This window comes from Parasedimentitalea nitratireducens, assembly GCF_057444295.1.
In genome coordinates this window covers 76,321-97,722 of sequence record NZ_JBYAXC010000011.1, presented here as the reverse complement: position 1 = coordinate 97,722, position 21,402 = coordinate 76,321, and the positions used below count along the sequence as shown (strand labels likewise).

Here is a 21,402-nt window from a genome sequence, read left to right as displayed (position 1 = left end):
GCGCTGGTGTTGTTTCGGCAATCACTGAGTAATCACAGCTGTGCTGTGATGGTGGCAACAGGGTATCCGCGCCACGGTGCGGATGTCCCGAGAGCCACTCAGGTGAAATGATAAAGAAGGGCTGCCTGAGGGCGGCCCTTTTTGCGTTTTAGGTAGCCACTTAGGCAGCAGTGATTAGTTTATAGTTTTTTAAAGTGAGGCAGCATGAACCCAATTGAATTAGAGTACCCGTTGTTGGGTCTTGTTGAGCAGTGTGCAGCATTGTGCGAACCTGCCTGCTGTGGTTTGGATGCCTACGATTTCTCACATATTCATGTCGCATCATTCTTGCTGCGGTTCAGCGGCGAGGGGAAGGCCAATGAACTTGATGTTTTAAAGATACGGTCACAACTGGAAACTTTAGATGCAAACTATGGTGTTTTCGGAGCGAGCGGGTCAAGGGCAACGATTATGGGCATGAACCAACACTTTACAGGTGAGCTCATTTCAAAAACCGTCTTTGAAATCCGAACTGCCCTAGAACAAGCCGCTGAGTTGTTGCGGTCGGAAGGCTTGCTCTAAATATCGGGGTGCTTAGGCCCATCTAACGCGGCACAAACGGTTTTGAGACGGTTTTAAGAACTCCGAGCTTATTGTCCTTGTCCCGTATTTTGCACCCAACGAGAAAGTGGTTTGGTGCGGGGCCCTTTTTCCCCCTTGCCACATCCTCCTAACAGGCGTATAGCGCGCAAGTTCGCTTTATGTGAATAACCTATCGGCAGGATTCGCTCCTGCCGTTTGGGTTTGAAGAGGGCCGGTGGAATGAGCTGTCGGTCGTCCTATCAACTCCTTAGCCTCGAAAGGCTATAGACAATGCAAAGCCAAAATATCCGTATTCGGCTCAAGGCATTTGACTATCGTGTACTGGACGCCAGCACACAAGAGATCGTCAACACTGCCAAGCGGACCGGAGCCTCCGTACGTGGCCCGATCCCAATGCCGAACAAGATTGAGAAGTTCACCGTTCTGCGTGGACCTCACGTTGATAAAAAATCGCGCGACCAGTTTGAGATCCGTACTCACAAGCGTCTGCTCGACATCATTGATCCGACCCCCCAGACCGTTGACGCGCTGATGAAGCTCGACCTCGCTGCTGGTGTGGACGTCGAGATCAAGTTGCAGTCATAAGATCGGAGGGTAAATCATATGCGCTCTGGTATTATCGCTAAAAAAGTGGGCATGACCCGCTTGTTCATGGAAGACGGCAAACAGATTCCTGTAACCGTTCTTCAGTTGGAAAACCTGCAGGTTGTTGCGCAGCGTACAGACGAGAAGGACGGCTATACAGCTGTTCAGCTTGGTGCTGGTGCTGCTAAAGCAAAACGTACGTCTCAGGCTATGCGCGGTCACTTCGCCGCTGCAAAGGTTGAGCCTAAGCGTAAAGTTGCAGAATTCCGCGTTTCCGCAGATGCTCTGATCGAAGTTGGTGCCGAAATTTCGGCCGAGCATTACCTGGAAGGTCAGAAAGTTGACGTTTCCGGTACTTCGATCGGTAAAGGTTTCCAGGGTGCTATGAAGCGCTGGAACTTTGGTGGTTTGCGCGCGACACACGGTGTTTCGATCTCGCACCGTTCGCACGGTTCCACAGGTCAGTGTCAGGATCCCGGTAAGGTTTTCAAAGGCAAGAAAATGGCCGGTCACATGGGTGCTGCCCGTGTAACCACTCAGAACCTGGAAGTTGTCAAAACTGACGCCGACCGTGGTCTGGTCTTCATCAAAGGCGCCGTTCCTGGCTCCAAAGGTGGTTGGGTCACTGTCAAAGATGCTGTCAAGAAGAAGGCCCCAGAGGGTCTGCCTTTCCCAGCAGCTATCAAGTCGGCAGCTGCCGAAGGTGGTGAAGCATGAAACTTGATGTAATCAAACTTGACGGCGGCAAAGCCGGCAACATCGAGCTGGATGCCGAACTGTTCGGTCTCGAAGCACGTGCGGACATTCTGCACCGTGTGGTTCGCTGGCAGCGTAACAACGCACAGGCCGGTACCCACAAGGTAAAGACCCGTTCGGAAGTGAACTACTCCACCAAGAAGATCTATCGTCAGAAAGGTACTGGCGGCGCTCGTCACGGTGCACGTTCTGCTCCGATCTTCCGCGGTGGTGGTGTTTACAAAGGTCCAGTTGTCCGTTCGCACGGCCACGAGCTGACCAAGAAGTTCCGTAAACTGGGTCTGCGCCACGCACTGTCTGCCAAAATGGCTGCTGGTGAGCTGGTTGTGATCGATAACGCTGACACCGACGGCAAGACTGCTGCTCTGGCGAAACAGGTTGCTAACCTGGGCTGGAAACGCGCTCTGGTCATCGATGGCGCAACAGCCAACGAAGGCTTCCTGAAAGCTGCCAAAAACATCGAAGGTCTGGATATCCTGCCGTCGATGGGCGCAAACGTCTATGATATCCTCAAGCGTGACACCTTGGTGATCACCAAAGCAGGTATCGAAGCATTGGAGGCTCGCCTGAAATGAGCGCTAAAGCAGAACACTACGACGTAATCCGTAAGCCGATCATCACTGAAAAAGCCACCATGGCGTCCGAAAATGGCGCGGTTGTTTTTGAAGTTGCGATCGACAGCAACAAACCACAGATCAAAACCGCCGTTGAGGCGCTGTTTGGTGTGAAGGTTAAGGCTGTGAACACAAGCATCACTAAAGGTAAAGTGAAGCGGTTCCGCGGTGGCTTGGGCCGTCGCAAGGACGTCAAAAAGGCCTATGTTACCCTCGAAGAAGGTAACACAATCGACGTGTCCACCGGACTGTAAGATTGCTAGAATGAATTGAGAAAGGCCCTCGCTGCAAAGCGGGGGCCTTTTTCGTTTGCCGTCTGCATGTTGCAGATGCACTCATGAGATATAGAAGCCATTTTTGAACAGGGTCTTACCGTCGTGAAGTATTATCGTGCGAAAAAGTTTAGTATTGAGTGGTGGGTTGGAAGTGTTGCAGCAGGAGTGTTTCTGTTGGGGACGGTTCCGGTATTTTCATCTATGCTTGTACACCCTTTCCTTGCTTCTCCTGATTGGGCTTTGCGCACCCATTGGTTGGCAGTTGTTCTGGGAATGTTTGGTGCTCTTTATGGGATATGGCTGATAGGAAAGAACGAAGGGTTAGGTCAGAAGCTTGGGCACCCTCTCAACCGCCTGCTTTTTTATACTTTCACAACCGGTTTTTGCTTTTGGCTTTCGGTCTCAAGTGTCGTGGTTGGGATTCCATTGGTAGGGGCGTTGGTGTTGGGAGTTGAGTTCAACATTGAGTATGAAGTCGCCGACCCAGAGGCGCGTAATTCACGAGGCTGCGCGCGACCAATCAAGGTTTCAGGGATGCCATTTGCGCTAAGCAAAATTTGTGGAGCGCCAGATGGGCTTCGGGCGTCATTAGCCCAAGGCTCGCGTGTCAAAGTTGTGGGGCATGGGACATGGATGGGTGTTTTTGTGAAGTCAGTTCGCAAATTGGATTAATTGATTGTTGCGAATTGACCCTCGCGCGGAATCAAGGGCGTATCCTGCTGCGCGAGCGTCATGCTGAAGGCATGTCTCTGGTGTAATCCGTCACCAATGGGGCGGCGTTGATGTAAAACACTTTTGAATTGAGGGGCCTGGTATATTAATCTACCCTGAAGTTTAGTGGCCTGCGGTCTGCCGTCTGACACGAGTTGATTTGAGAAGTTATATTTCGAACGAGCAAAAGGGATATTGGAATGGAGCTGTTATTGCTTGGGTTGGTTGGGGTGGCAATGCTGGGCGCCTTAGTATTCGATTCTTCAGATGATGATGTTGTGTCCGAAGATACCGAGAACAGCACGCCTGATCCTGCCGTGGCGGGGCAGGAACTCATTTTTGATGGCTCGCTTGTTCTTGAAGGCACCGAAGGTGACGACACGATCTCGTGGGGGCAGGAAAGTGACACCGTACCCGAGGAGATTAGGTTGCTCGGCGGGGATGATGTCGCGTTTCTTGACGAGCATATCGGCGTCGGTGTTTTTGGAGGTGAGGGCGATGATACCCTAACGAGTGTCGAGTATGGGACCCCGCTGCATGGCGGCGAAGGTAACGACGTTCTTGCGGGTGTTAATGCCAATCCCATGTATGGCGATGCCGGCAATGATCAGATCACCCTTGATATGAACGCCCAGCCGGGACCCGATACTTTTAGGATCGACGGTGGAGAGGGTGATGATACGATCAATGTTCACGCGGATGTTGGGATCGATACACCCCATCGAAGCGGAGCTGGTATCGAAGGTGGAGATGGCAATGACTCGTTTGAGTTCTTTCTCAATCTGGAAAACAGTGATGTGGATCTAGACGATTCCGGTGGACCGCTATTGACCACTCTGGGGCGTATCGAGGATTTCGACCCCAGCGAAGATAGCCTAGTGATTCAGCTTGCCTCGGACGAAGAAGCGGAAGAGCGCGAACTCGTGACAACCATGGAGCAAGTGGAGACCGATGGGCAGTTTGTCTCAACGATCCGCTTCGGGTTCCAGGAGCACGAAGATATCCCCGATGCCGCTGCGGCTGTGGCGATATTGACGGTCGTGAGCGATGTGCCTATTGGCCTTGAGGATATCGTAATAATGCGTGTTTGACGGAGTCGAACTGCCTTGTTTGTTCGGCTTTGGTTTGCTTTGAGACGGACGGATAACTCTTCCATTGCCAACCCTCCGATTCCCTGCTACCTCGCTCCAATCATCTAGCCTCGGATTCGTTCCGGGGCTGCTGATTTTTGGATGGGGACCTTCGGGGCCTTATATCGATGGCCACCTTCGGGGGGCTGAACATAGTCCAGGATGCCGGGAAAACTCGGTGCTTGGACACTGCTAAACGGAAGACAGAAAGCATGGCACTCAAGTCGTATAAACCGACGACGCCGGGCCAGCGTGGGCTGGTTCTGATCGACCGTTCGGAGCTTTGGAAAGGACGTCCCGTCAAGTCTCTCACTGAGGGTTTGACGAAATCGGGCGGCCGGAACAACACCGGACGGATTACCTCGCGCCGCCGTGGTGGCGGGGCAAAGCGCCTCTACCGGATCGTTGACTTTAAGCGTAACAAATTTGATGTTGCGGCGACCGTCGAGCGGATCGAATATGACCCGAACCGGACCGCATTCATCGCGCTGATCAAATACGAAGATGGCGAACAGAACTATATCTTGGCTCCACAGCGTCTTGCTGTTGGTGATCAGGTTATTGCGTCTGCAAAGGCCGACATCAAGCCGGGCAACACAATGCCATTCTCGGGCATGCCAATCGGTACCATCATTCACAACATCGAAATGAAGCCAGGCAAAGGCGGCCAGATCGCCCGTGCAGCTGGTACATATGCTCAGTTCGTTGGTCGTGACGGTGGCTACGCTCAGATCCGTTTGTCTTCGGGCGAACTGCGTCTGGTGCGTCAGGAATGTCTGGCAACAGTTGGTGCGGTTTCCAACCCCGACAACTCGAACCAGAACTTTGGTAAAGCTGGCCGTATGCGTCACAAGGGCATTCGTCCCTCTGTGCGTGGTGTGGTCATGAACCCGGTAGATCACCCACACGGTGGTGGTGAAGGCCGGACCTCGGGTGGTCGTCACCCGGTGACCCCATGGGGTAAGCCTACCAAAGGTGCTCGGACCCGTAACAAGAACAAAGCGTCAAGCAAGCTGATCATCCGCTCGCGTCACGCCAAGAAGAAGGGACGTTAATCTATGTCTCGCTCTGTATGGAAAGGCCCTTTTGTTGACGCTTATGTTCTCAAAAAGGCCGAAGCTGCTCGTGACTCGAGCCGCAAAGAAGTGATCAAGATCTGGTCGCGTCGCTCCACTATTCTGCCCCAGTTCGTGGGTCTGACTTTTGGCGTGTACAACGGCAAGAAACACATCCCTGTCAACGTCACAGAAGAAATGATCGGTCAGAAGTTTGGTGAGTATTCGCCAACTCGTACCTATTATGGTCACGCTGCTGACAAAAAAGCGAAGCGGAAATAAGTCATGGGTAAGGAAAAAAATCCCCGCCGCGTGGCAGACAACGAAGCAATGGCAAAACTGCGCATGCTCCGTACTAGCCCTCAGAAACTGAATCTGGTTGCTGGTCTGATCCGTGGTAAGAAAGTTGATAAGGCTCTGACCGAACTGACTTTCTCGAACAAGCGTGTTGCTCAGGACGTGAAAAAATGTCTTCAGTCGGCAATTGCCAATGCTGAAAACAACCACAACCTGGACGTAGACGAGCTGATCGTTGCTGAAGCCTATGTAGGCAAGAACATGACCCTGAAGCGCGGTCGTCCGCGGGCTCGTGGTCGTTTCGGCAAGATCTTGAAGCCGTTTGCTGAGATCACCATCAAGGTGCGTCAAGTTGAGGAACAGTCCTAATGGGTAACAAAGTAAATCCAATTGGCATGCGCCTCCAGGTCAACCGTACCTGGGACAGCCGCTGGTACGCTGACACCAAAGATTTTGGCGATCTTCTTCTGGAAGACATCAAGATCCGCGACTTCGTCAAAGAAGAGTGTAAGCAAGCTGGTATCTCGCGTATCATCATCGAACGTCCGCACAAAAAGTGCCGTGTTACGATCCACACAGCGCGCCCTGGCGTCATCATCGGCAAGAAAGGTGCAGACATCGAAACTCTGCGCAAGAAAATTGCCAGCATGACCGATAGCGAGCTGCACCTGAACATCGTTGAGGTTCGCAAGCCGGAACTCGATGCTGCTCTGGTTGGTGAGTCCATCGCACAGCAGCTGGAGCGCCGGGTGTCTTTCCGTCGCGCCATGAAGCGTTCGGTACAGAACGCGATGCGCATGGGCGCCCTGGGTATCCGGGTCAACCTTGCGGGTCGTTTGGGTGGTGCTGAGATCGCGCGTACCGAATGGTACCGTGAGGGCCGCGTGCCCTTGCACACACTGCGTGCCGACATCGATTACGCACACGTCGAAGCAAAGACTGCTTATGGTATCATCGGGATCAAGACTTGGATCTTCAAAGGTGAGATCATGGAGCACGATCCGCAGGCACGTGACCGTAAAGCACAGGAACTCCAGGACGGCCCAGCACCTCGCGGTGCAGGCGGTCGTCGCTAAGGGGGACATGACTAATGCTTCAACCAAAGCGCACTAAATTCCGCAAGATGCACAAAGGCCGGATCAAGGGTGAAACCAAAGGTGGATCCGATCTGAACTTTGGCACTTTCGGTCTCAAGGCACTCCAGCCCGAGCGTGTGACTGCACGTCAAATCGAAGCGGCTCGCCGCGCGATGACACGTCACATGAAACGTCAGGGCCGTGTTTGGATCCGTATCTTCCCGGACACTCCAGTGACCTCAAAACCTACCGAAGTCCGTATGGGTAAAGGTAAAGGTTCTGTGGACTTCTGGGCAGCCAAGGTTCGCCCTGGCCGCGTAATGTTCGAGATTGATGGTGTCGATGACGTCGTTGCACGTGAGGCCCTGCGCCTGGCTGCGATGAAGTTGCCAATCAAGACTCGCGTCGTGGTTCGCGAAGACTGGTAAGATCTTACCAATCTGAAAGAATTAGGCCCCCGCTGAGAAGTCAGCGGGGGCTTTCTTTGTATAGCACTGTTCAGTAAATGACCTAAGCTCTGCTAGGATTTACTGATGTTACAATTGTGCAACTCAATTAGCTTAGCCCAATAGTCCTTATTCTTTAGAGACAATACCAATCCATAGTGTGTTCGGGAGAAAGTTTCCGCCAATGGCTGTTTGGCTTCGGGCGAGCGCGTTCTTAGTTTGTATTTTGCGTCGCCAATTTGCCTTGTTGTCGAGTTGAGTGTCATGCGAACTCCGTTTGAGTTGGTGTAGGTCTCGGTGCATTTCCCAACTATTCCATAACAACTGAATGGTTCACGGCGCTCCCATTGTTTGTTCGGCCAAACCCGTTGAACAAACAGTCCTTGTTGATTGTATTCGTCTGTAGAAATTGGTCTTTTGTCGCCGTACTTCATCCGTGTCTTGACGATATAGTTTCCGTTGCGGGAGCCGGAAAAAGTGCTATCGACGATTTTGCCATCAGACGTTTCTACAGTCCACGTGCACCCTTTAGGCATTTCCCAAAAACGGATTCCATCTGTGTGTCCCGCTGTTGCGACGATTGACAGGCAGCCGGCCAACACGAGGGCGCCTAAGGTGCTGTTGAAGGGTTGATATAGATTACTCAAAGTCAGCTCCAGAAAATGTCAGACAAAAATAGTCTCTTAGAACGTTGGATCAGTTTCGGACTAGTCGCAATATGTATCCGCCTGGTGGAAGCTGGTCCAACGCTGCGTGACAACCCTCGTTTGGTGGCAGCGGAAGCGACCGGGTCGAGGTGGTGTTGAATGCAGGGGGCGTAGAGCCGACGAGCGACCTCGAGTCCGTTGGTGCCCATCTGGTTGGAGCGAATACTTATCGTTTTGATGCATTTGAGCGGCCGGATTTTGAACCGGCGTGGATACTCTGGTTCCTGAGCCAAGCGAGTCGAACGAAGAATACTCAGTATCCTCAATTCGCATGGAGCAGGTGTCGGGTGACGGTGGCGCGCGTACCGAGATCATTCTGTCCTATGACAGTGAAATATCCTTTACCCGCGAAGTGGTGGTGAGTGTTGAGGTTGTGGGTATGGATTGGAGTGATGTGGAGCTTGAGAGTGTTGATCGGTCGCTCCTGATGCCGCTTGCATAGGGCTTTGCTGGCACAGCTTGAACACCAGAAAGTTTCACAACGCAGAGTTCATAAGGGTGGGGGCCGCTTCTGCAAACAGCCCAGCCTTGTGAAACTTAGGGCGTTTGATTTTGGTTTTCATCGTAAAGTCCTAGTAGAAAAGAGCGCTTAGATAGTGAAATACCTCTAAATTAGTCTAGCTCGGCTCAAACAAGCGGTGTTTCACCGCGCCCTGGTTGGGTGTCTTTTCACAATAGCTAAATGCCATCGGCTGGCGTTTCGCCAGCCTTCGAATGCTCTATGTGTTTAGGGCGTGCACCTTCTTGTGCCAAGGGCGCAGTAAGCGTTTCAGGATGGAGGGTCCTAAGTTCCGATTGATTGCACCTGTTGCCTTGATGAGCGGCCTTGCGGCGTGCGGCGTGCGGCGGGGCTACATTTGATGGTAATGATATGTCTGCAGTTTTTGGCCTGTCCACAAATCTCAACAATCCAGTCGGTGGTCAGGCTACGGTTAGACCGTTTTCAGAGAGTGGACAAATACACTACGGCCCGTTGGTCAGGTTTGGACATCTCCGCAGGGCTGTACCTATTCGCGGACCCAGGGGCCGGGTGCGGCCCCCGTTTGGTATCTCGTGCTGAATCCTCATCATGTCGGCATGCCAAATACGCATGCCGGTTGCCCAAATACAGTGTTCTGACTACAGGCCGGGATGCCCTGGCAAGGGATGAAAATGCAGCAACTGTGCAACTGACATCCAGCTAGGGCTCCTTCGCAAAATTATGAGCGTCGATATCGGTATGTCCACGTCTAATCATCCCTTCAATCTAACTGTTCATGATATGGACATGTTTTGTGCTCATAAAGTTCTAATCACCCCGTTGGCTTGTTGTCAGAGTGAGATTGTTCGTAACGGGGCCTGTTTGTTTAACAAGTGGAGTTTCCCATGTTTCGAATGATTGTACCTGTTGTGCTGGTGTCCAGCCTTGCGGCCTGTGGCGGCGGCAACCGTGGTGTGGAATATGACAATAATGATATTTCAGCGATATTTGGTCCATCGACCAATCCCAAAAACCTAACTGTTGAGTCGTCGGCTGCCCTGGCCTTTGCGCAGAATGGTAGCCGTATTGGGCGTCCAAGCGGGCAGCATTGGACCTCGCCCAATGGCTGTACTTACTCGCGTACCCAAGGCCCAGGTGCTGCTCGGTCTGGTATCTGGTTCTAAATCCACATCACGTTGGGATGCCCAACGCCCATGCGGGTTGCGCGCTGACCATGTACTGACCGCATAGCGCGGAAAGGTGTTGAAACGCGGATCGATTAAGGGCACCTGCTGTGTAGAGTGAACCAACACAGCAGGAAATATGCCATGATCGAACGTATCGAAACAGGGGTCCGATCCTCTAAAATCGTCAAGCACAATGGCGTTGCCTATATCACTGGCCAAGTGGGCGAGGGTGAAACCATTCAAGAACAGACCGAAGAGTGTCTTCGTCGTCTGGAGGTTCTACTGATCCAAGCAGGGTCCTCACGTAAGCAGATGCTGCGGGCGACAATCTGGTTGGCAGATATGAGCGACTTTGCTGGCTTGAACGAAGTCTGGAACGCTTGGGTGCCCGAAGGCTTTGCACCAGCGCGCGCCTGTGGTGAGGCTAAACTTGCCCGGACAGAGCTGAAAGTCGAAATTATCGTAGATGCAGCCTACGACTAGTCAGTTCTCAGGTCGCTCACGTCTGACCTGGTGCAGTTAATAAGCTGGGCGCGGCAAGTCATTTGCCGCGCCCTCTCATTTTAAGATCAATCCTGATCAAACCGATCCGCGTGCATCACTTTTGACCAGGCTGTTACAAAGTCCATGACAAACGTGCCCCTGGAATCGTCTTGGGCATAGACTTCGGCAAGGGCGCGCAGCTGCGAGTTCGACCCAAACGCAAGATCTACACGTGTGGCTGTCCAGTTCAGATCTCCGGTCGCGCGGTCCCGCCCTTCATAGACGCCTCCATCAACGGGCGTCCACTTGGTGCCCATATCCAGCAGGTTCACAAAGAAGTCGGTCGATAGGGTGTCAGATGCATTGGTGAACACACCGTGTTTAGAGCCGCCATGATTGGCCCCCAGCACCCGTAGGCCGCCAACCAGAACAGTCATTTCAGGTGCAGTCAGTCCCAGCAGCTGACTCTTGTCCAGCAGCATCTCTTCAGGCGAGACGCTATAGGCCTGCTTTTGATAGTTGCGGAACCCATCCGCCTCGGGCTCCAGCACGGCAAAGCTGTCGACATCGGTCTGGTCCTGACTGGCATCCGTACGGCCCGGCGCAAACGGCACGTCCACCTCGTAGCCAGCATTCTTCGCCGCCTGTTCCGCCCCGGCTGACCCAGCCAATACAATCAGATCCGCCATCGACACCTTTTTGCCGCCAGACTGCGCTGCGTTGAACTTCGATTGAATGCCCTCAAGCGCAGACAATACCTTGGCCAATTGCGCGGGTTGATTGGCCTCCCAGTCCTTTTGCGGAGCCAGACGGATACGCGCACCATTGGCGCCACCCCGTTTGTCCGACCCACGGAAGGTTGAGGCCGAAGCCCAGGCGGTTGATACCAGCTCTGACACAGACAAGCCCAAGCTAAGAACATCAGCCTTTAGCGCCGCAATGTCATCGCTATTTACAAGAGGGTGATCCACAGCAGGTACATTGTCCTGCCACAACAGCTCTTCCTCGGGCGCTTCGTCGCCAAGATACAGCGACCGTGGTCCCATGTCCCGGTGAGTCAGCTTGAACCAAGCACGGGCAAAAGCGTCGGCAAACTCTTCTGGGTTTTCGTGGAACCGCTTGGCAATCGGCGCCAGCTCGGGGTGTTCACGCAGTGACAGGTCAGCTGTGGTCATCATAATCGGCACGGTCTTGTCCGATCCATCCACCTCTGGTGCATGGTTGTCCTGGGCCAGATCCTTGGCATGCCAGATAATAGCCCCCGACGGGGCCTCGACCTGTTCCCATTCATAGTTGAACAGCATGTCGAAATAGGTGTGGTCCCAGGTAGTTGGGGTAGGGGTCCAGGCGCCTTCAAAGCCCGAGGTCGTGGTGTGTACGCCTTTGCCGCTTTCAAAGCCATTGGTCCAGCCCAGACCCATTTCTTCAACATCGGCCCCTTCTGGCTCCACGCCAACCAGTTCGGGATCACCGGCGCCATGGCCCTTGCCAAAGGTATGGCCGCCTGCAACCAGCGCCACGGTTTCCTCGGGTGTCATCGCCATGCGGCCAAAGGTGTCGATCACGTCAAAGCCGGATTTCACCGGATCAGGCTCGCCATTTGGCCCCTGCGGGTTCACATATATCAACCCCATCTCAACCGCCGCCAGTGGGTTCTCCAGATCCCGCTCGCCACTATAGCGTTTGTCGGTCAGCCATTCGCCTTCAGATCCCCAATAAATGTCTTCTTCGGGCTCCCAAACATCAGCGCGGCCACCAGCAAAACCAAAGGTCTTGCCGCCCATGGATTCGATGGCGCAGTTGCCAGCCAGGATCATCAGATCCGCCCAGGAAATCTGGTTTCCGTATTTCTGTTTGATCGGCCACAACAGGCGGCGCGCCTTGTCCAGGTTGCCATTGTCTGGCCAGCTGTTCAGCGGTGCAAAGCGCTGGGTGCCGGTGGATCCGCCGCCGCGACCATCCGACATGCGATAGGTGCCGGCACTGTGCCAGGCCATGCGAATGAACAGTGGGCCATAGTGGCCATAATCGGCGGGCCACCAGTCCTGACTATCTGTCATCAACGCATAAAGATCCTGTTTTAGGGCCTTTAGGTCCAGCTTCTGAAACTCTTCAGCATAGTCAAAATCAGCGCCCATTGGGTCAGACTTCGCCGAGTGCTGGTGCAGGATTTTTAGGTTTAGCTGGTTGGGCCACCAGTCCTTGTTCGACTGTACACCAACCGAGGCGCTCATGGCGCCGCTGTGCATCACCGGGCAACCGCCTGTTTTTGAGGTGTCATTTCCGTCCATGTCAATCTCCTAGCTTTTTGAAATACGTCGGCTTGGGCTGCGCATGCCAATTGGGTGGCAAGCCACAGTGTTGATCGGAGGCTAGCAATGTGGTTCGATAGATGGAAATTGTAAGTTTGTATTGCTTCGATAAGGGAAAATTATGATGCAAGCCTGAATCCGTGCGTGGTGATGGGCTGCTTGACAGTGCCACATGGTCAGCGCTTTGCTGGTGGTTGTTGATGTGTTGGATCCGCGGGGCAAGCTCGTGGTGAGTGTGTAGCGAGTGAGGGTTTTGTGATGACTTTATTTGTAACGAGTTGGCGTGTGATTTGTCTTGTGGCGTTGGGCCTATTCAGTGCCAACATTGGGCTGGCCAGTGACCCCAAAATTGACCCGGCCGCGGCCAGCCGCACGATGTTGCTGCAGTTCTTTGAGCCTGATGCCGACCATGTTGCGTTAACTGCTGCCCTCAAGCCAAGTGCCGAGGATGTCCGGGCCGTTTACGCCGAGCCCCTGGCAAGTGAGATGATCAAGACCTACAACGAGATGTTTCAGCCCGGCATCGCGATCCGACCCAAACCCGACCAAAAAGAGCTGCTGACATTCTCGTCCACAACGGGCGCGCTGCAGTCGGGTGATCCGATGCTTGCGGAGTTTCCCGGTGGATACAAAGAGGTCTTGCCGCATATGATTTCAGATGTGCCCATCGTGCGTTTCAAGTTTGTCAAAACTGGCGAAAGCCTTGGTTTGGCTTTTGATGGATTGATCTATGTGAATGATCGCTGGGTATTCATGCCCAAGCCCTGGCGCAGCCTGCCATAAAGGGCGAAACCGTCGAACGTCGCATTGCGCGCTGTTTACCCCGTGTTGCGGCGATCCTGACTGCGGGCTTCGATCCGCTTGTCAAAAACCACCCGAATGTCGTCGCGGTTCTCGGTTGCCCAATCATGCAGCAACGCCAGGGGTTCAACAAACCTCTCGCCCAGCGGGGTCAGCGCATACTCCACATGGGGCGGCACCACATCGTAGACAGTGCGCTGGACCACGCCCCAATGCTCAAGATTGCGCAGCGTTTGGGTGAGCATCTTTTTCGAGATCCCCTCCATGCGGCGGGCGAGGGCACCGGGGCGCTGAGGTCCATGCGACAGGCTATAGATCAGCCCGGGCACCCACTTCTCTGACATCATCTCTAGCAACTGCCGGGTCGAACATTTCTTGTCGTAGTCTTCCTTGCTGATAGGGGTCATAAGCGATTTTCTTTCGTGGTTACCAAATGGTGCCTAGTTGAACTTTGGTTCTCGATGGTCAGATCTTAGTCACAACGCAAGCCAAAGCAAAGAAAGGGGCCCAACATGCCCGCCTATATGCTCTCCTTTGTTCGTGTCGACGATGTCGAGGCCCACGCCAAAGACTACATGCCCTATGCCCACCCCATTCTTGTACGTCACGGTGGCAAACCCTTGGCGGTAACCGATCACTATGCCGTGCCCGAGGGAGAGCTGCCCAAGGGGCGGTTGGTACTGGTTGAATTCCCCAGCACTGCAGCGGCCAACGGGTTCTACAATGACCCGGAATACCAGCCCTACAAAAAATTGCGGCACCAGATCTCGTCCAGCGACTTTGCCATCTTCGACGGTTTGCCTATGGCCTAAGGTTCATGCGCGGTGCCGGGCTAATCCCCTCGCACCGCCTCTCTTACTGCGGTAGACAGGCCTCATGTCACAGATTGAATCGCTCTTCGCCACCCGCCTGTACCGCGCTCCGCTGTCTGAACACGGCCCCAAGATTGACGCGGATGAATTGGAAAACTCTTGCCTTGTTATCGCCGAAGATGATGAGGCCGGCCAGGACTGGTGTGAGGAGAACGCCTATCCCGGTTATACTTCTTATGCCTCGCTGACCGATCTGCCTTGGCGGTTCCCGATCTTTGCTGACTTGGTGAAGTCGCTGGATCTACATGTGGCCGAGTTCGCCAAGGACGTGCAGTTTGATCTCGATGGCCGCGCTCTGGTGCTTGAGGATCTGTGGATCAACATCCTGCCCGAAGGCGGCATGCACGCCAGCCACATCCACCCGCATTCCGTGATCAGCGGCACCACCTATGTTGCCATGCCCAAAGACACCAGCGCGCTGAAGCTTGAGGATCCGCGGTCGGCAATGATGATGGCATCCCCCATCCGCACCAAAGACGCCCGTCGCGAATTGCAGCCCTTTATCTACATGAAGCCAGATGTGGGCGATGTATTGCTATGGGAAAGCTGGCTGCGCCACGAGGTGCCGATGAACATGTCCGAAGACGATCGCATTTCAGTCAGCTTCAATTATCGATGGGAGTGAGCGCCTGTCCACGAAGTGGCAATCGTTCCGGGGGAACGATTGAGGCGCGAACGGTCGGAGACCTAAAGCTTCCTGGAAACGCTCTGGGAGAGCGTTTCGGTTGCGAACTGGCGGAACACGAGGTTCGCGCCTGAACTTACAGTGGTGCAAAACGCATTCCCGTGGGAAGGGGCAAGCGCTAACGGGGTTTTAACCAGTGGCAGTTTCACGGTACCAATCGAAGAAAATCGCTGGGGAGAGATGTCATCGAATACGCAGAATTGACCCAATTGGCTGAAACGGTCCGAACAGAAAGGCTACTCCTTGTTGAGGTGCTTCTTTACGATGCTGATTTTCGTGACGGGGGGCGGCAAGAGTTGCCCCCATTAGCAAGAGAATTCTTGTCGCGTGTGGGGCGGGACAAAGTAAATCAGCTACTCCAAATTTTGGACGATTTGGCAAATATGCAATGGCGTTATTGCAATCCTAGAAGAGTGCTCAGCATGCACCACTCTGAGCCAAGCATGCTCGAGGAAACAAGATTGGCACGTGAGGTGTTGCGAGTTTTCGTTCCCGATATTCCAGATGAGGTTGCGCAGCGCCTTTCTAGTCAATTTATGCACGACGTAAGGTGATGGTGCGAACGGGCAGAACCAAGCCCCTTCACATCGCCCCAAACTCAGCTCTGAACGAACACAATGTCATCAAGCGTCAGCCCGGTTACGCTATCTAGCTGTATTGACGTGATGACTTCTGGCTCAGTTTCAGTCCCGGCAAAACTCATAACCAGAGTTGTGTAGGGGATAAGCTCACCGTCAATGTTGTAGGCCCTTGGCACCAACTCGGCCGAGGTCATCTCGCGGCCTTCGGTTTCCTCTGTGCGTTCAATTTGAACTGTCAGCGAATCCTCGTCAGGATCAAAATCGGTGATCCGAACCCCGGAAGAGGGTTCAATACTGCCGTCTGCGGGCCCATCATAATCAACCGTCGGGACCAACTCCAAGGTGACGTGGAATTCATCCTGGCCTTCGCCACCGGCCAAACCAACGGAAGAGTAGGAGGGCCACGGATCGCCGATTTCTGATCTAACTTCGAGACGGTCATCCCCTTCGCCGCCTCGTGCGTGGGTGTAGCTGTCATGTAGATCTGCCGTTAAATCGACCACGATCGTATCATTGCCCACCCCTCCGTCCGAAGTGTTGCCCGGTCCTACAAACAGCGTGTCATCGCCTTCGTCACCATAAATCGTATTGCTCGGGAAAGAACTTGTGATCTGGTCTTTCCCGCTGCCGCCGTGAACAGTGACGGTATCGAAGTTAATCTCGGCGGTGTCATGCCCACCCCCTAGATCGATTTCCTCGGTTTGAAAAATCAGGTCAGTTTCTTCGCGGTCCAATTCGTCAAAGTTAACAGCCGCAAGCGTGTCATCGCCCTGGGTCCCACTCAAGAGAGTATCCCCGTTGTAGGTTAAATCCTCGCCGGATGCCTCTTCGGCGCTGTCATCGGGTTGGTCGTCTTCGTTATCGAAAAGTGTCATCAGGACGCCAGCCCCAATAACTGCAGCAAAAAGGCTTAAAAACATAACGCACCCTTGGATTGAAGTTCTTAAATAAATTCTGCTTATAGAGTATTTGCAAACCATTAGGTGGTCAACTTGCCGAAACCTATGGGGCGGGTGTGAGTTTAAGAGGTGCAAGTTGATTGCCGACGTTGGTTGCTGCCAGTGGTTTGGTTACTCAGAACTGCACTGGCCGCCTCTAATGTTGAGGACTTCAGCTATTCGTGGCAAGGGTCATGCGCAAGAGGCCCGTCGTAAGGAAGCCAAGTTTATGAAAGAAGTGATTTTCATTTTTGCGGTTCCGTTGATGATCAACATAACGCTCAGCGTGCTTGCCGGCGTCACAAGTTTCTCAGTAATGGCGGCTACATATCTCGTAGGTGAAAATGTATGGGTTCTGTTGGCGATGGCGGTAGTCTTGCACCTGTGCGGGTTGCTGGTCGCGTCGCAAATCGCAGCCAGGCTTGTGCAGAGCGTGGTTTTGCCACAGGCCGCGTACACGCGCTGGTCCTTCTGGATCACTCGAATAGGATGCGCGATCGCCTTTGTCGCGCCTGTTTGTACGGGCTCGGTGTTAGTCTATACAGGCTGGCTCACGCCACGAGAGACCTTATCGGTTTCTGCCGCGCTAGCTTGCTGCCTGGCATATGGGGTTTTGGTGGTGGCGGGTTCTAGATCAGGTGCGCGTGTAAATAAACGATAGCCGTTTCTATTGATCGACTGGGAAAGGTATGTTTTAGACCGCTACATACGAAGCTATGAAAGACATTGATTATGAAGTGTAAACTAGTAATTTCAGCCATGCTGGTTGCTGCAATTTCAGCATGTAGCGTAGATCCACAAGCTGCCTACGAACGTCGCCAAGCGCTGATGACGCAGGTATTTCCTGTATCCTCTGATCGGGTAGGGCTGCACCTTGTGTTTCCTGTCGACTCGGTGCTGGAAGTGGTCTTTTTCCCGGAGCAGGTTGGACAAACCGAAGTCGATCGTCGTGTCGCAGGCTATTGCCAGCGCCTAGGCAAGCCGACGGTCAAGATCTCCAAGGCTCCGGAGTCTAGTAGCGCGACACTTGCAGACGGTACTGTGAGAGCCGCCACTCAGGTTTGGTACGACTGCGATTGATCGATTTTTGCTGGGGGCGAGGAGATCTCGCTGTGTTCAAACTAACGTGGCCAACCTTTCCCTTGCCCCCACACCCACACTCCCCTATAGGGACCCATCGCTAACCCCTATTCCGCATGGAATCAGGGCTAGGTGATTCTTTTGCTGCGCATCTCGTGCAGCGTGACATAACCCACCAGGTGCGAGGTTACCCAACAGGGGCCTTCTGGTGCTTTGGAAAGGACTGAGGCTATGAACGCCAAGGATCTTCGCGAAAAATCCGCGGATGAACTCCGCGATGAACTCGCAAACCTGAAGAAAGAAAGCTTTAACCTGCGCTTTCAACAGGCCACCGGTCAGCTGGAAAACACATCAGGCATCAAAGCGGCTCGCCGTAACGCTGCCCGCGTGAAGACCATTTTGAACCAAAAAGCTGCAGCAGCAGCTGAATAAGGAGCGACACGATGCCCAAACGTATTCTCACTGGCACCGTGACCAGCGACGCCAACGCCCAGACCGTAACTGTCTCGGTTGAACGCCGCTTCACGCACCCTGTTCTGAAGAAAACCATCCGTAAGTCCAAAAAATATCGGGCCCACGATGAAAAGAACGTTTTCAAAGTAGGTGACTCTGTACGCATCATCGAATGCGCACCTAAGTCGAAAACGAAACGCTGGGAAGTTCTGGAAGCTTAAGAGCCTTTAGAACCCTTAACCGACAGACATCCCAGTTTGTCGAAACCCTGGAAACGCCACGGCACGCATCGCCAGTTTCCATAGGTCGGGAGAAACCAAATGATCCAGATGCAAACTAACCTGGATGTTGCTGATAACTCAGGCGCTCGCCGAGTCCAGTGCATCAAGGTTCTGGGTGGTTCTAAGCGTAAGTACGCTTCCGTAGGTGACATCATTGTCGTCTCGGTTAAAGAAGCCATCCCACGTGGTCGCGTTAAGAAAGGTGATGTCCGTAAGGCTGTCGTCGTTCGCACCGCCAAAGAAGTTCGTCGCGCTGACGGCACTGCTATTCGTTTTGATGGCAACGCCGCTGTGATCCTGAACAACGCCAACGAGCCAGTAGGTACTCGTATCTTTGGCCCAGTTGTTCGTGAACTGCGTGCCAAGAACTTCATGAAAATCATCTCGCTTGCTCCGGAGGTGCTGTAACTATGGCTGCTAAACTCCGCAAAGGTGACAAGGTCATCGTGCTGGCTGGCAAGGACAAGGGCAAAGAAGGCGTTATCGCTTCCGTTGACCCAACTGCTGGCAAGGCTGTTGTTGAAGGCGTAAACATCGCCATCCGCGCAACACGTCAGACACAGACCGAGCAGGGCGGCCGTCTGCCCAAAGCTCTGCCAATCCAGCTGTCGAATCTGGCACTGCTGGACGCAAATGGCAAAGCAACCCGCGTTGGCTTCCGCATGGAAGGCGACAAGAAGGTTCGCTTCGCAAAAACCACAGGGGACGTAATCGATGCTTGATACTGTTGCTTACACCCCGCGCCTGAAGACCTTCTACAAAGAGAGCGTTCGCGCCACTCTGAAAGAGGAATTCGGCTACAAGAACGACATGCAGATCCCTCAGCTGGACAAAATCGTTCTGAACATCGGTTGTGGTCGTGCTGCTGTAAAAGACAGCAAGAAGGCAAAGTCGGCTCAAGCTGATCTGACCCTGATTTCTGGCCAGAAAGCACTGACAACTGTCGCTAAGCAATCCATCGCTGGCTTCCGCGTTCGCGAAGGCATGCCAATGGGTTCCAAGGTGACACTGCGCGGCGACCGGATGTATGACTTCCTGGACCGTCTGATCACCATCGCAATGCCTCGTATCCGCGACTTTCGCGGCGTATCTGGCAAATCTTTTGATGGTCGTGGCAACTACGCCATGGGCCTGAAAGAGCACCTCGTGTTCCCAGAAATCGATTTTGATAAAATCGACGAAAACTGGGGCATGGATATTGTGATCGCTACGACCGCGGATAACGACGCGGAAGCCAAGGCGCTGTTGAAAGCTCTCAACATGCCCTTCAATTCGTAAGCGCGGGAAGGAATAGACATGGCTAAGAAAAGCATGATCGAACGCGAGAAAAAGCGGGAGCGTCTGGTAGCAAAGTATGCTGCAAAACGCGCCGAGCTGAAAGAAATCGCGAATGACCAGTCCAAACCAATGGAAGAGCGCTTTGCTGCGCGTCTGAAATTGGCAAAATTGCCGCGCAACAGCTCGGCTACACGTTTGCACAACCGTTGCCAGCTGACCGGTCGTCCTCACGCTTACTATCGTAAGCTGAAGATCAGCCGGATCGCGCTGCGGGACCTTGGCTCAGCAGGCCAGATCCCCGGCATGGTGAAGTCGAGCTGGTAAGGGAGAGACAGATATGAACGATCCTATCGCAGATATGCTCACCCGGATCCGTAACTCTTCGTTGCGCGGCAAATCCACAGTCCTGACACCAGCTTCCAAGCTGCGTGCATGGGTTCTGGACGTGCTGACAGACGAAGGTTACATCCGTGGCTATGAGAAAACCACTGGTGCAGATGGCCACCCGGCTATCGAAATCAGCCTGAAGTATTACGATGGCGAACCTGTCATTCGCGAACTGAAGCGGGTCTCTAAGCCCGGTCGTCGCGTTTACATGGGCGTCAGTGACATCCCATCCGTCCGTCAGGGCCTGGGTGTGTCGATTGTCTCCACTCCTCGGGGTGTGATGTCGGACGCAAAAGCACGTGCAGCCAATGTTGGCGGCGAAGTGCTCTGCACCGTCTTCTAAGGAGGTCAATCAATGTCTCGTATTGGTAAAAAACCGGTTGAGCTGCCCGCAGGTGTTTCGGCATCTGTGTCCGGCCAGACCATCGAAGTTAAGGGTCCGAAAGGGACTCGTAGCTTTTCAGCCTCCGACGACGTGACCCTGGCGGTCGAAGATAACGTTGTCTCCATCACACCACGTGGCATGTCCAAGCGGGCACGTCAGCAGTGGGGCATGTCCCGCACCATGGTTGCCAACTTGGTAACCGGCGTGACCTCCGGCTTCAAAAAAGAGCTGGAGATCCAGGGTGTTGGTTACCGGGCACAGATGCAGGGCAACACCCTGAAGCTGAACCTGGGCCTGTCTCACGATGTGGAATACGTAGCACCCGAGGGTGTCACTGTGACGTCTCCTAAGCCAACTATCATCATTGTCGAAGGCATTGATGATCAGGCTGTAGGCCAAGTCGCAGCGAACATCCGCGCGTGGCGTAAGCCCGAGCCCTATAAGGGCAAAGGCATTCGCTACAAAGGTGAATTCGTCTTCCGCAAAGAAGGCAAGAAGAAGTAAGGACCAGCATCATGGCAAACAGCAAAAGAACCCTGTTTCTGAAGCGCCGCCTGCGCGTCCGGAACAAACTGCGCAAAGTGAACGCTGGACGTCTTCGTCTTTCTGTTCACCGTTCGAACAAGAACATCAGCGTTCAGCTGATCGACGACGTTCGTGGCGTTACTCTGGCTTCGGCTTCGACCCTGGAAAAAGATCTGGGCTTCGTAGGCAAGAACAACATCGAAGCAGCTACCAAAGTGGGTTCGGCAATTGCCGAGCGTGCTAAGAAAGCTGGTGTTGAAGAAGCATATTTTGATCGCGGTGGCTTCCTGTACCACGGTAAAGTGAAGGCCCTGGCCGACGCTGCCCGTGAAGGTGGTCTCAAGATCTAATCAATGCGGGCGGTGCCTTGGTGCCGCCCCGATGATCCGGGGGTTCCCTGCAAGGGGAACTCACCAGGATTGGAAATTTAGGCGCATAGCGCCGGATGAAAGGAATGCCT

33 protein-coding genes are annotated in these 21,402 nt (G+C 53.7%); 29 read left to right on the top strand and 4 right to left on the bottom strand.

The annotated features are described in order from the left end of the window. Nucleotides 1-204: 204 nt before the first annotated feature. The 12 genes from AC2T28_RS21265 to rplP all read left to right on the top strand — a co-directional run bounded on the left by AC2T28_RS21265 (nucleotide 205) and on the right by rplP (nucleotide 7,509). On the top strand, nucleotides 205-561 hold the full coding sequence (locus AC2T28_RS21265) for a DUF6331 family protein (protein ID WP_486750652.1): 357 nt from the start codon (nucleotides 205-207) through the stop codon (nucleotides 559-561). Between the two features lie 291 nt (nucleotides 562-852). Further along, complete coding sequence (rpsJ, locus tag AC2T28_RS21260; protein WP_167685406.1) at nucleotides 853-1,167, top strand: 30S ribosomal protein S10; 315 nt, start codon at nucleotides 853-855, stop codon at nucleotides 1,165-1,167. Nucleotides 1,168-1,185: 18 nt separating this feature from the next. After that, nucleotides 1,186-1,884 (top strand): 50S ribosomal protein L3, encoded by a 699-nt coding sequence (rplC, locus tag AC2T28_RS21255; RefSeq protein ID WP_157024356.1) that lies wholly within the window; start codon nucleotides 1,186-1,188, stop codon nucleotides 1,882-1,884. After that, a complete protein-coding gene (rplD, locus tag AC2T28_RS21250) occupies nucleotides 1,881-2,498 on the top strand; it encodes a 50S ribosomal protein L4 (RefSeq protein WP_158980073.1) in 618 nt (205 codons plus the stop codon). The genes rplC and rplD overlap by 4 nt, the downstream gene beginning before the upstream one ends. Then, on the top strand, nucleotides 2,495-2,791 hold the full coding sequence (locus AC2T28_RS21245) for a 50S ribosomal protein L23 (protein ID WP_167685409.1): 297 nt from the start codon (nucleotides 2,495-2,497) through the stop codon (nucleotides 2,789-2,791). Before rplD ends, AC2T28_RS21245 begins: the two co-directional genes overlap by 4 nt. 123 nt (nucleotides 2,792-2,914) lie before the next feature. After that, the gene (locus AC2T28_RS21240; protein WP_486750651.1) at nucleotides 2,915-3,484 is read left to right on the top strand and encodes a hypothetical protein; all 570 of its coding nucleotides are present in this window, start codon (nucleotides 2,915-2,917) and stop codon (nucleotides 3,482-3,484) included. A 239-nt stretch (nucleotides 3,485-3,723) separates the two neighbouring features. Further along, entirely contained in the window at nucleotides 3,724-4,614 is an 891-nt protein-coding gene (locus AC2T28_RS21235; RefSeq protein WP_486750650.1) for a hypothetical protein, read from the top strand. Between the two features lie 251 nt (nucleotides 4,615-4,865). Beyond that, the gene (gene rplB, locus AC2T28_RS21230; RefSeq protein ID WP_486750649.1) at nucleotides 4,866-5,708 is read left to right on the top strand and encodes a 50S ribosomal protein L2; all 843 of its coding nucleotides are present in this window, start codon (nucleotides 4,866-4,868) and stop codon (nucleotides 5,706-5,708) included. 3 nt (nucleotides 5,709-5,711) lie between these two features. Next, the gene (rpsS, locus tag AC2T28_RS21225) at nucleotides 5,712-5,990 is read left to right on the top strand and encodes a 30S ribosomal protein S19 (RefSeq protein ID WP_486750648.1); all 279 of its coding nucleotides are present in this window, start codon (nucleotides 5,712-5,714) and stop codon (nucleotides 5,988-5,990) included. Between the two features lie 3 nt (nucleotides 5,991-5,993). Beyond that, nucleotides 5,994-6,374, top strand: a complete 381-nt coding sequence (gene rplV / locus AC2T28_RS21220) for a 50S ribosomal protein L22 (protein WP_486750647.1) — start codon at nucleotides 5,994-5,996, stop codon at nucleotides 6,372-6,374. Continuing rightward, nucleotides 6,374-7,081, top strand: a complete 708-nt coding sequence (gene rpsC, locus AC2T28_RS21215) for a 30S ribosomal protein S3 (protein WP_486750646.1) — start codon at nucleotides 6,374-6,376, stop codon at nucleotides 7,079-7,081. The genes rplV and rpsC overlap by 1 nt, the downstream gene beginning before the upstream one ends. A gap of 14 nt (nucleotides 7,082-7,095) precedes the next feature. Continuing rightward, entirely contained in the window at nucleotides 7,096-7,509 is a 414-nt protein-coding gene (rplP, locus tag AC2T28_RS21210) for a 50S ribosomal protein L16 (RefSeq protein ID WP_486750645.1), read from the top strand. A gap of 92 nt (nucleotides 7,510-7,601) precedes the next feature. Here rplP and AC2T28_RS21205 read toward each other — a convergent pair whose 3' ends face one another. Then, nucleotides 7,602-8,174 carry a hypothetical protein gene (locus AC2T28_RS21205; RefSeq protein ID WP_486750644.1) on the bottom strand — a complete coding sequence of 191 codons (573 nt, stop codon included), beginning with the start codon at nucleotides 8,172-8,174 and terminating at the stop codon, nucleotides 7,602-7,604. 268 nt (nucleotides 8,175-8,442) lie between these two features. Between AC2T28_RS21205 and AC2T28_RS21200 the strand changes: the two genes are divergently transcribed. From AC2T28_RS21200 to AC2T28_RS21190, 3 genes are all read left to right on the top strand, one after another. Beyond that, on the top strand, nucleotides 8,443-8,676 hold the full coding sequence (locus tag AC2T28_RS21200) for a hypothetical protein (protein WP_486750643.1): 234 nt from the start codon (nucleotides 8,443-8,445) through the stop codon (nucleotides 8,674-8,676). A 923-nt stretch (nucleotides 8,677-9,599) separates the two neighbouring features. Next, nucleotides 9,600-9,878, top strand: coding sequence for a hypothetical protein (locus tag AC2T28_RS21195; RefSeq protein WP_486750642.1), 279 nt, complete (start codon nucleotides 9,600-9,602; stop codon nucleotides 9,876-9,878). Nucleotides 9,879-10,022: 144 nt separating this feature from the next. Then, nucleotides 10,023-10,364: a RidA family protein gene (locus AC2T28_RS21190; RefSeq protein ID WP_486750641.1), complete on the top strand. Its 342-nt coding sequence runs from the start codon at nucleotides 10,023-10,025 to the stop codon at nucleotides 10,362-10,364. A gap of 86 nt (nucleotides 10,365-10,450) precedes the next feature. On the opposite strand, the gene katG is transcribed toward AC2T28_RS21190, so the two are convergent. After that, nucleotides 10,451-12,655, bottom strand: a complete 2,205-nt coding sequence (katG, locus tag AC2T28_RS21185) for a catalase/peroxidase HPI (protein ID WP_486750640.1) — start codon at nucleotides 12,653-12,655, stop codon at nucleotides 10,451-10,453. Nucleotides 12,656-12,934: 279 nt separating this feature from the next. On the opposite strand from katG, the gene AC2T28_RS21180 reads away from it, so the two are divergent. After that, nucleotides 12,935-13,459 carry a hypothetical protein gene (locus AC2T28_RS21180; RefSeq protein WP_486750639.1) on the top strand — a complete coding sequence of 175 codons (525 nt, stop codon included), beginning with the start codon at nucleotides 12,935-12,937 and terminating at the stop codon, nucleotides 13,457-13,459. 35 nt (nucleotides 13,460-13,494) lie between these two features. Here AC2T28_RS21180 and AC2T28_RS21175 read toward each other — a convergent pair whose 3' ends face one another. Continuing rightward, complete coding sequence (locus AC2T28_RS21175; RefSeq protein WP_486750638.1) at nucleotides 13,495-13,884, bottom strand: winged helix-turn-helix transcriptional regulator; 390 nt, start codon at nucleotides 13,882-13,884, stop codon at nucleotides 13,495-13,497. Between the two features lie 105 nt (nucleotides 13,885-13,989). On the opposite strand from AC2T28_RS21175, the gene AC2T28_RS21170 reads away from it, so the two are divergent. After that, nucleotides 13,990-14,289 carry a DUF1330 domain-containing protein gene (locus AC2T28_RS21170; protein ID WP_486750637.1) on the top strand — a complete coding sequence of 100 codons (300 nt, stop codon included), beginning with the start codon at nucleotides 13,990-13,992 and terminating at the stop codon, nucleotides 14,287-14,289. 64 nt (nucleotides 14,290-14,353) lie between these two features. Then, a complete protein-coding gene (locus AC2T28_RS21165) occupies nucleotides 14,354-14,974 on the top strand; it encodes a 2OG-Fe(II) oxygenase family protein (protein WP_486750636.1) in 621 nt (206 codons plus the stop codon). Between the two features lie 658 nt (nucleotides 14,975-15,632). Here the strand turns inward: AC2T28_RS21165 and AC2T28_RS21160 are convergent. Then, on the bottom strand, nucleotides 15,633-16,490 hold the full coding sequence (locus AC2T28_RS21160) for a hypothetical protein (RefSeq protein ID WP_486750635.1): 858 nt from the start codon (nucleotides 16,488-16,490) through the stop codon (nucleotides 15,633-15,635). A gap of 160 nt (nucleotides 16,491-16,650) precedes the next feature. Here AC2T28_RS21160 and AC2T28_RS21155 point away from each other — a divergent pair, with 160 nt between their 5' ends. From AC2T28_RS21155 to rplR, 11 genes are all read left to right on the top strand, one after another. After that, nucleotides 16,651-17,214 (top strand): hypothetical protein, encoded by a 564-nt coding sequence (locus AC2T28_RS21155; protein WP_486750634.1) that lies wholly within the window; start codon nucleotides 16,651-16,653, stop codon nucleotides 17,212-17,214. Between the two features lie 71 nt (nucleotides 17,215-17,285). Beyond that, nucleotides 17,286-17,633 (top strand): hypothetical protein, encoded by a 348-nt coding sequence (locus AC2T28_RS21150; RefSeq protein WP_486750633.1) that lies wholly within the window; start codon nucleotides 17,286-17,288, stop codon nucleotides 17,631-17,633. A gap of 231 nt (nucleotides 17,634-17,864) precedes the next feature. After that, the gene (rpmC, locus tag AC2T28_RS21145; RefSeq protein WP_138163937.1) at nucleotides 17,865-18,065 is read left to right on the top strand and encodes a 50S ribosomal protein L29; all 201 of its coding nucleotides are present in this window, start codon (nucleotides 17,865-17,867) and stop codon (nucleotides 18,063-18,065) included. Between the two features lie 11 nt (nucleotides 18,066-18,076). Next, nucleotides 18,077-18,307 carry a 30S ribosomal protein S17 gene (gene rpsQ, locus AC2T28_RS21140; RefSeq protein ID WP_113821508.1) on the top strand — a complete coding sequence of 77 codons (231 nt, stop codon included), beginning with the start codon at nucleotides 18,077-18,079 and terminating at the stop codon, nucleotides 18,305-18,307. Between the two features lie 99 nt (nucleotides 18,308-18,406). Further along, the gene (gene rplN / locus AC2T28_RS21135) at nucleotides 18,407-18,775 is read left to right on the top strand and encodes a 50S ribosomal protein L14 (protein ID WP_486750632.1); all 369 of its coding nucleotides are present in this window, start codon (nucleotides 18,407-18,409) and stop codon (nucleotides 18,773-18,775) included. A 2-nt stretch (nucleotides 18,776-18,777) separates the two neighbouring features. Beyond that, nucleotides 18,778-19,089: a 50S ribosomal protein L24 gene (gene rplX, locus AC2T28_RS21130; protein ID WP_486750631.1), complete on the top strand. Its 312-nt coding sequence runs from the start codon at nucleotides 18,778-18,780 to the stop codon at nucleotides 19,087-19,089. Further along, on the top strand, nucleotides 19,082-19,645 hold the full coding sequence (gene rplE / locus AC2T28_RS21125) for a 50S ribosomal protein L5 (protein WP_486750630.1): 564 nt from the start codon (nucleotides 19,082-19,084) through the stop codon (nucleotides 19,643-19,645). The genes rplX and rplE overlap by 8 nt, the downstream gene beginning before the upstream one ends. 18 nt (nucleotides 19,646-19,663) lie before the next feature. Then, complete coding sequence (rpsN, locus tag AC2T28_RS21120; RefSeq protein WP_486750629.1) at nucleotides 19,664-19,969, top strand: 30S ribosomal protein S14; 306 nt, start codon at nucleotides 19,664-19,666, stop codon at nucleotides 19,967-19,969. A 13-nt stretch (nucleotides 19,970-19,982) separates the two neighbouring features. Next, on the top strand, nucleotides 19,983-20,375 hold the full coding sequence (gene rpsH, locus AC2T28_RS21115) for a 30S ribosomal protein S8 (protein WP_486750628.1): 393 nt from the start codon (nucleotides 19,983-19,985) through the stop codon (nucleotides 20,373-20,375). Nucleotides 20,376-20,387: 12 nt separating this feature from the next. Further along, entirely contained in the window at nucleotides 20,388-20,921 is a 534-nt protein-coding gene (rplF, locus tag AC2T28_RS21110) for a 50S ribosomal protein L6 (protein WP_486750627.1), read from the top strand. Between the two features lie 11 nt (nucleotides 20,922-20,932). Continuing rightward, nucleotides 20,933-21,292 carry a 50S ribosomal protein L18 gene (rplR, locus tag AC2T28_RS21105; protein WP_486750626.1) on the top strand — a complete coding sequence of 120 codons (360 nt, stop codon included), beginning with the start codon at nucleotides 20,933-20,935 and terminating at the stop codon, nucleotides 21,290-21,292. Nucleotides 21,293-21,402 lie beyond the last annotated feature (110 nt).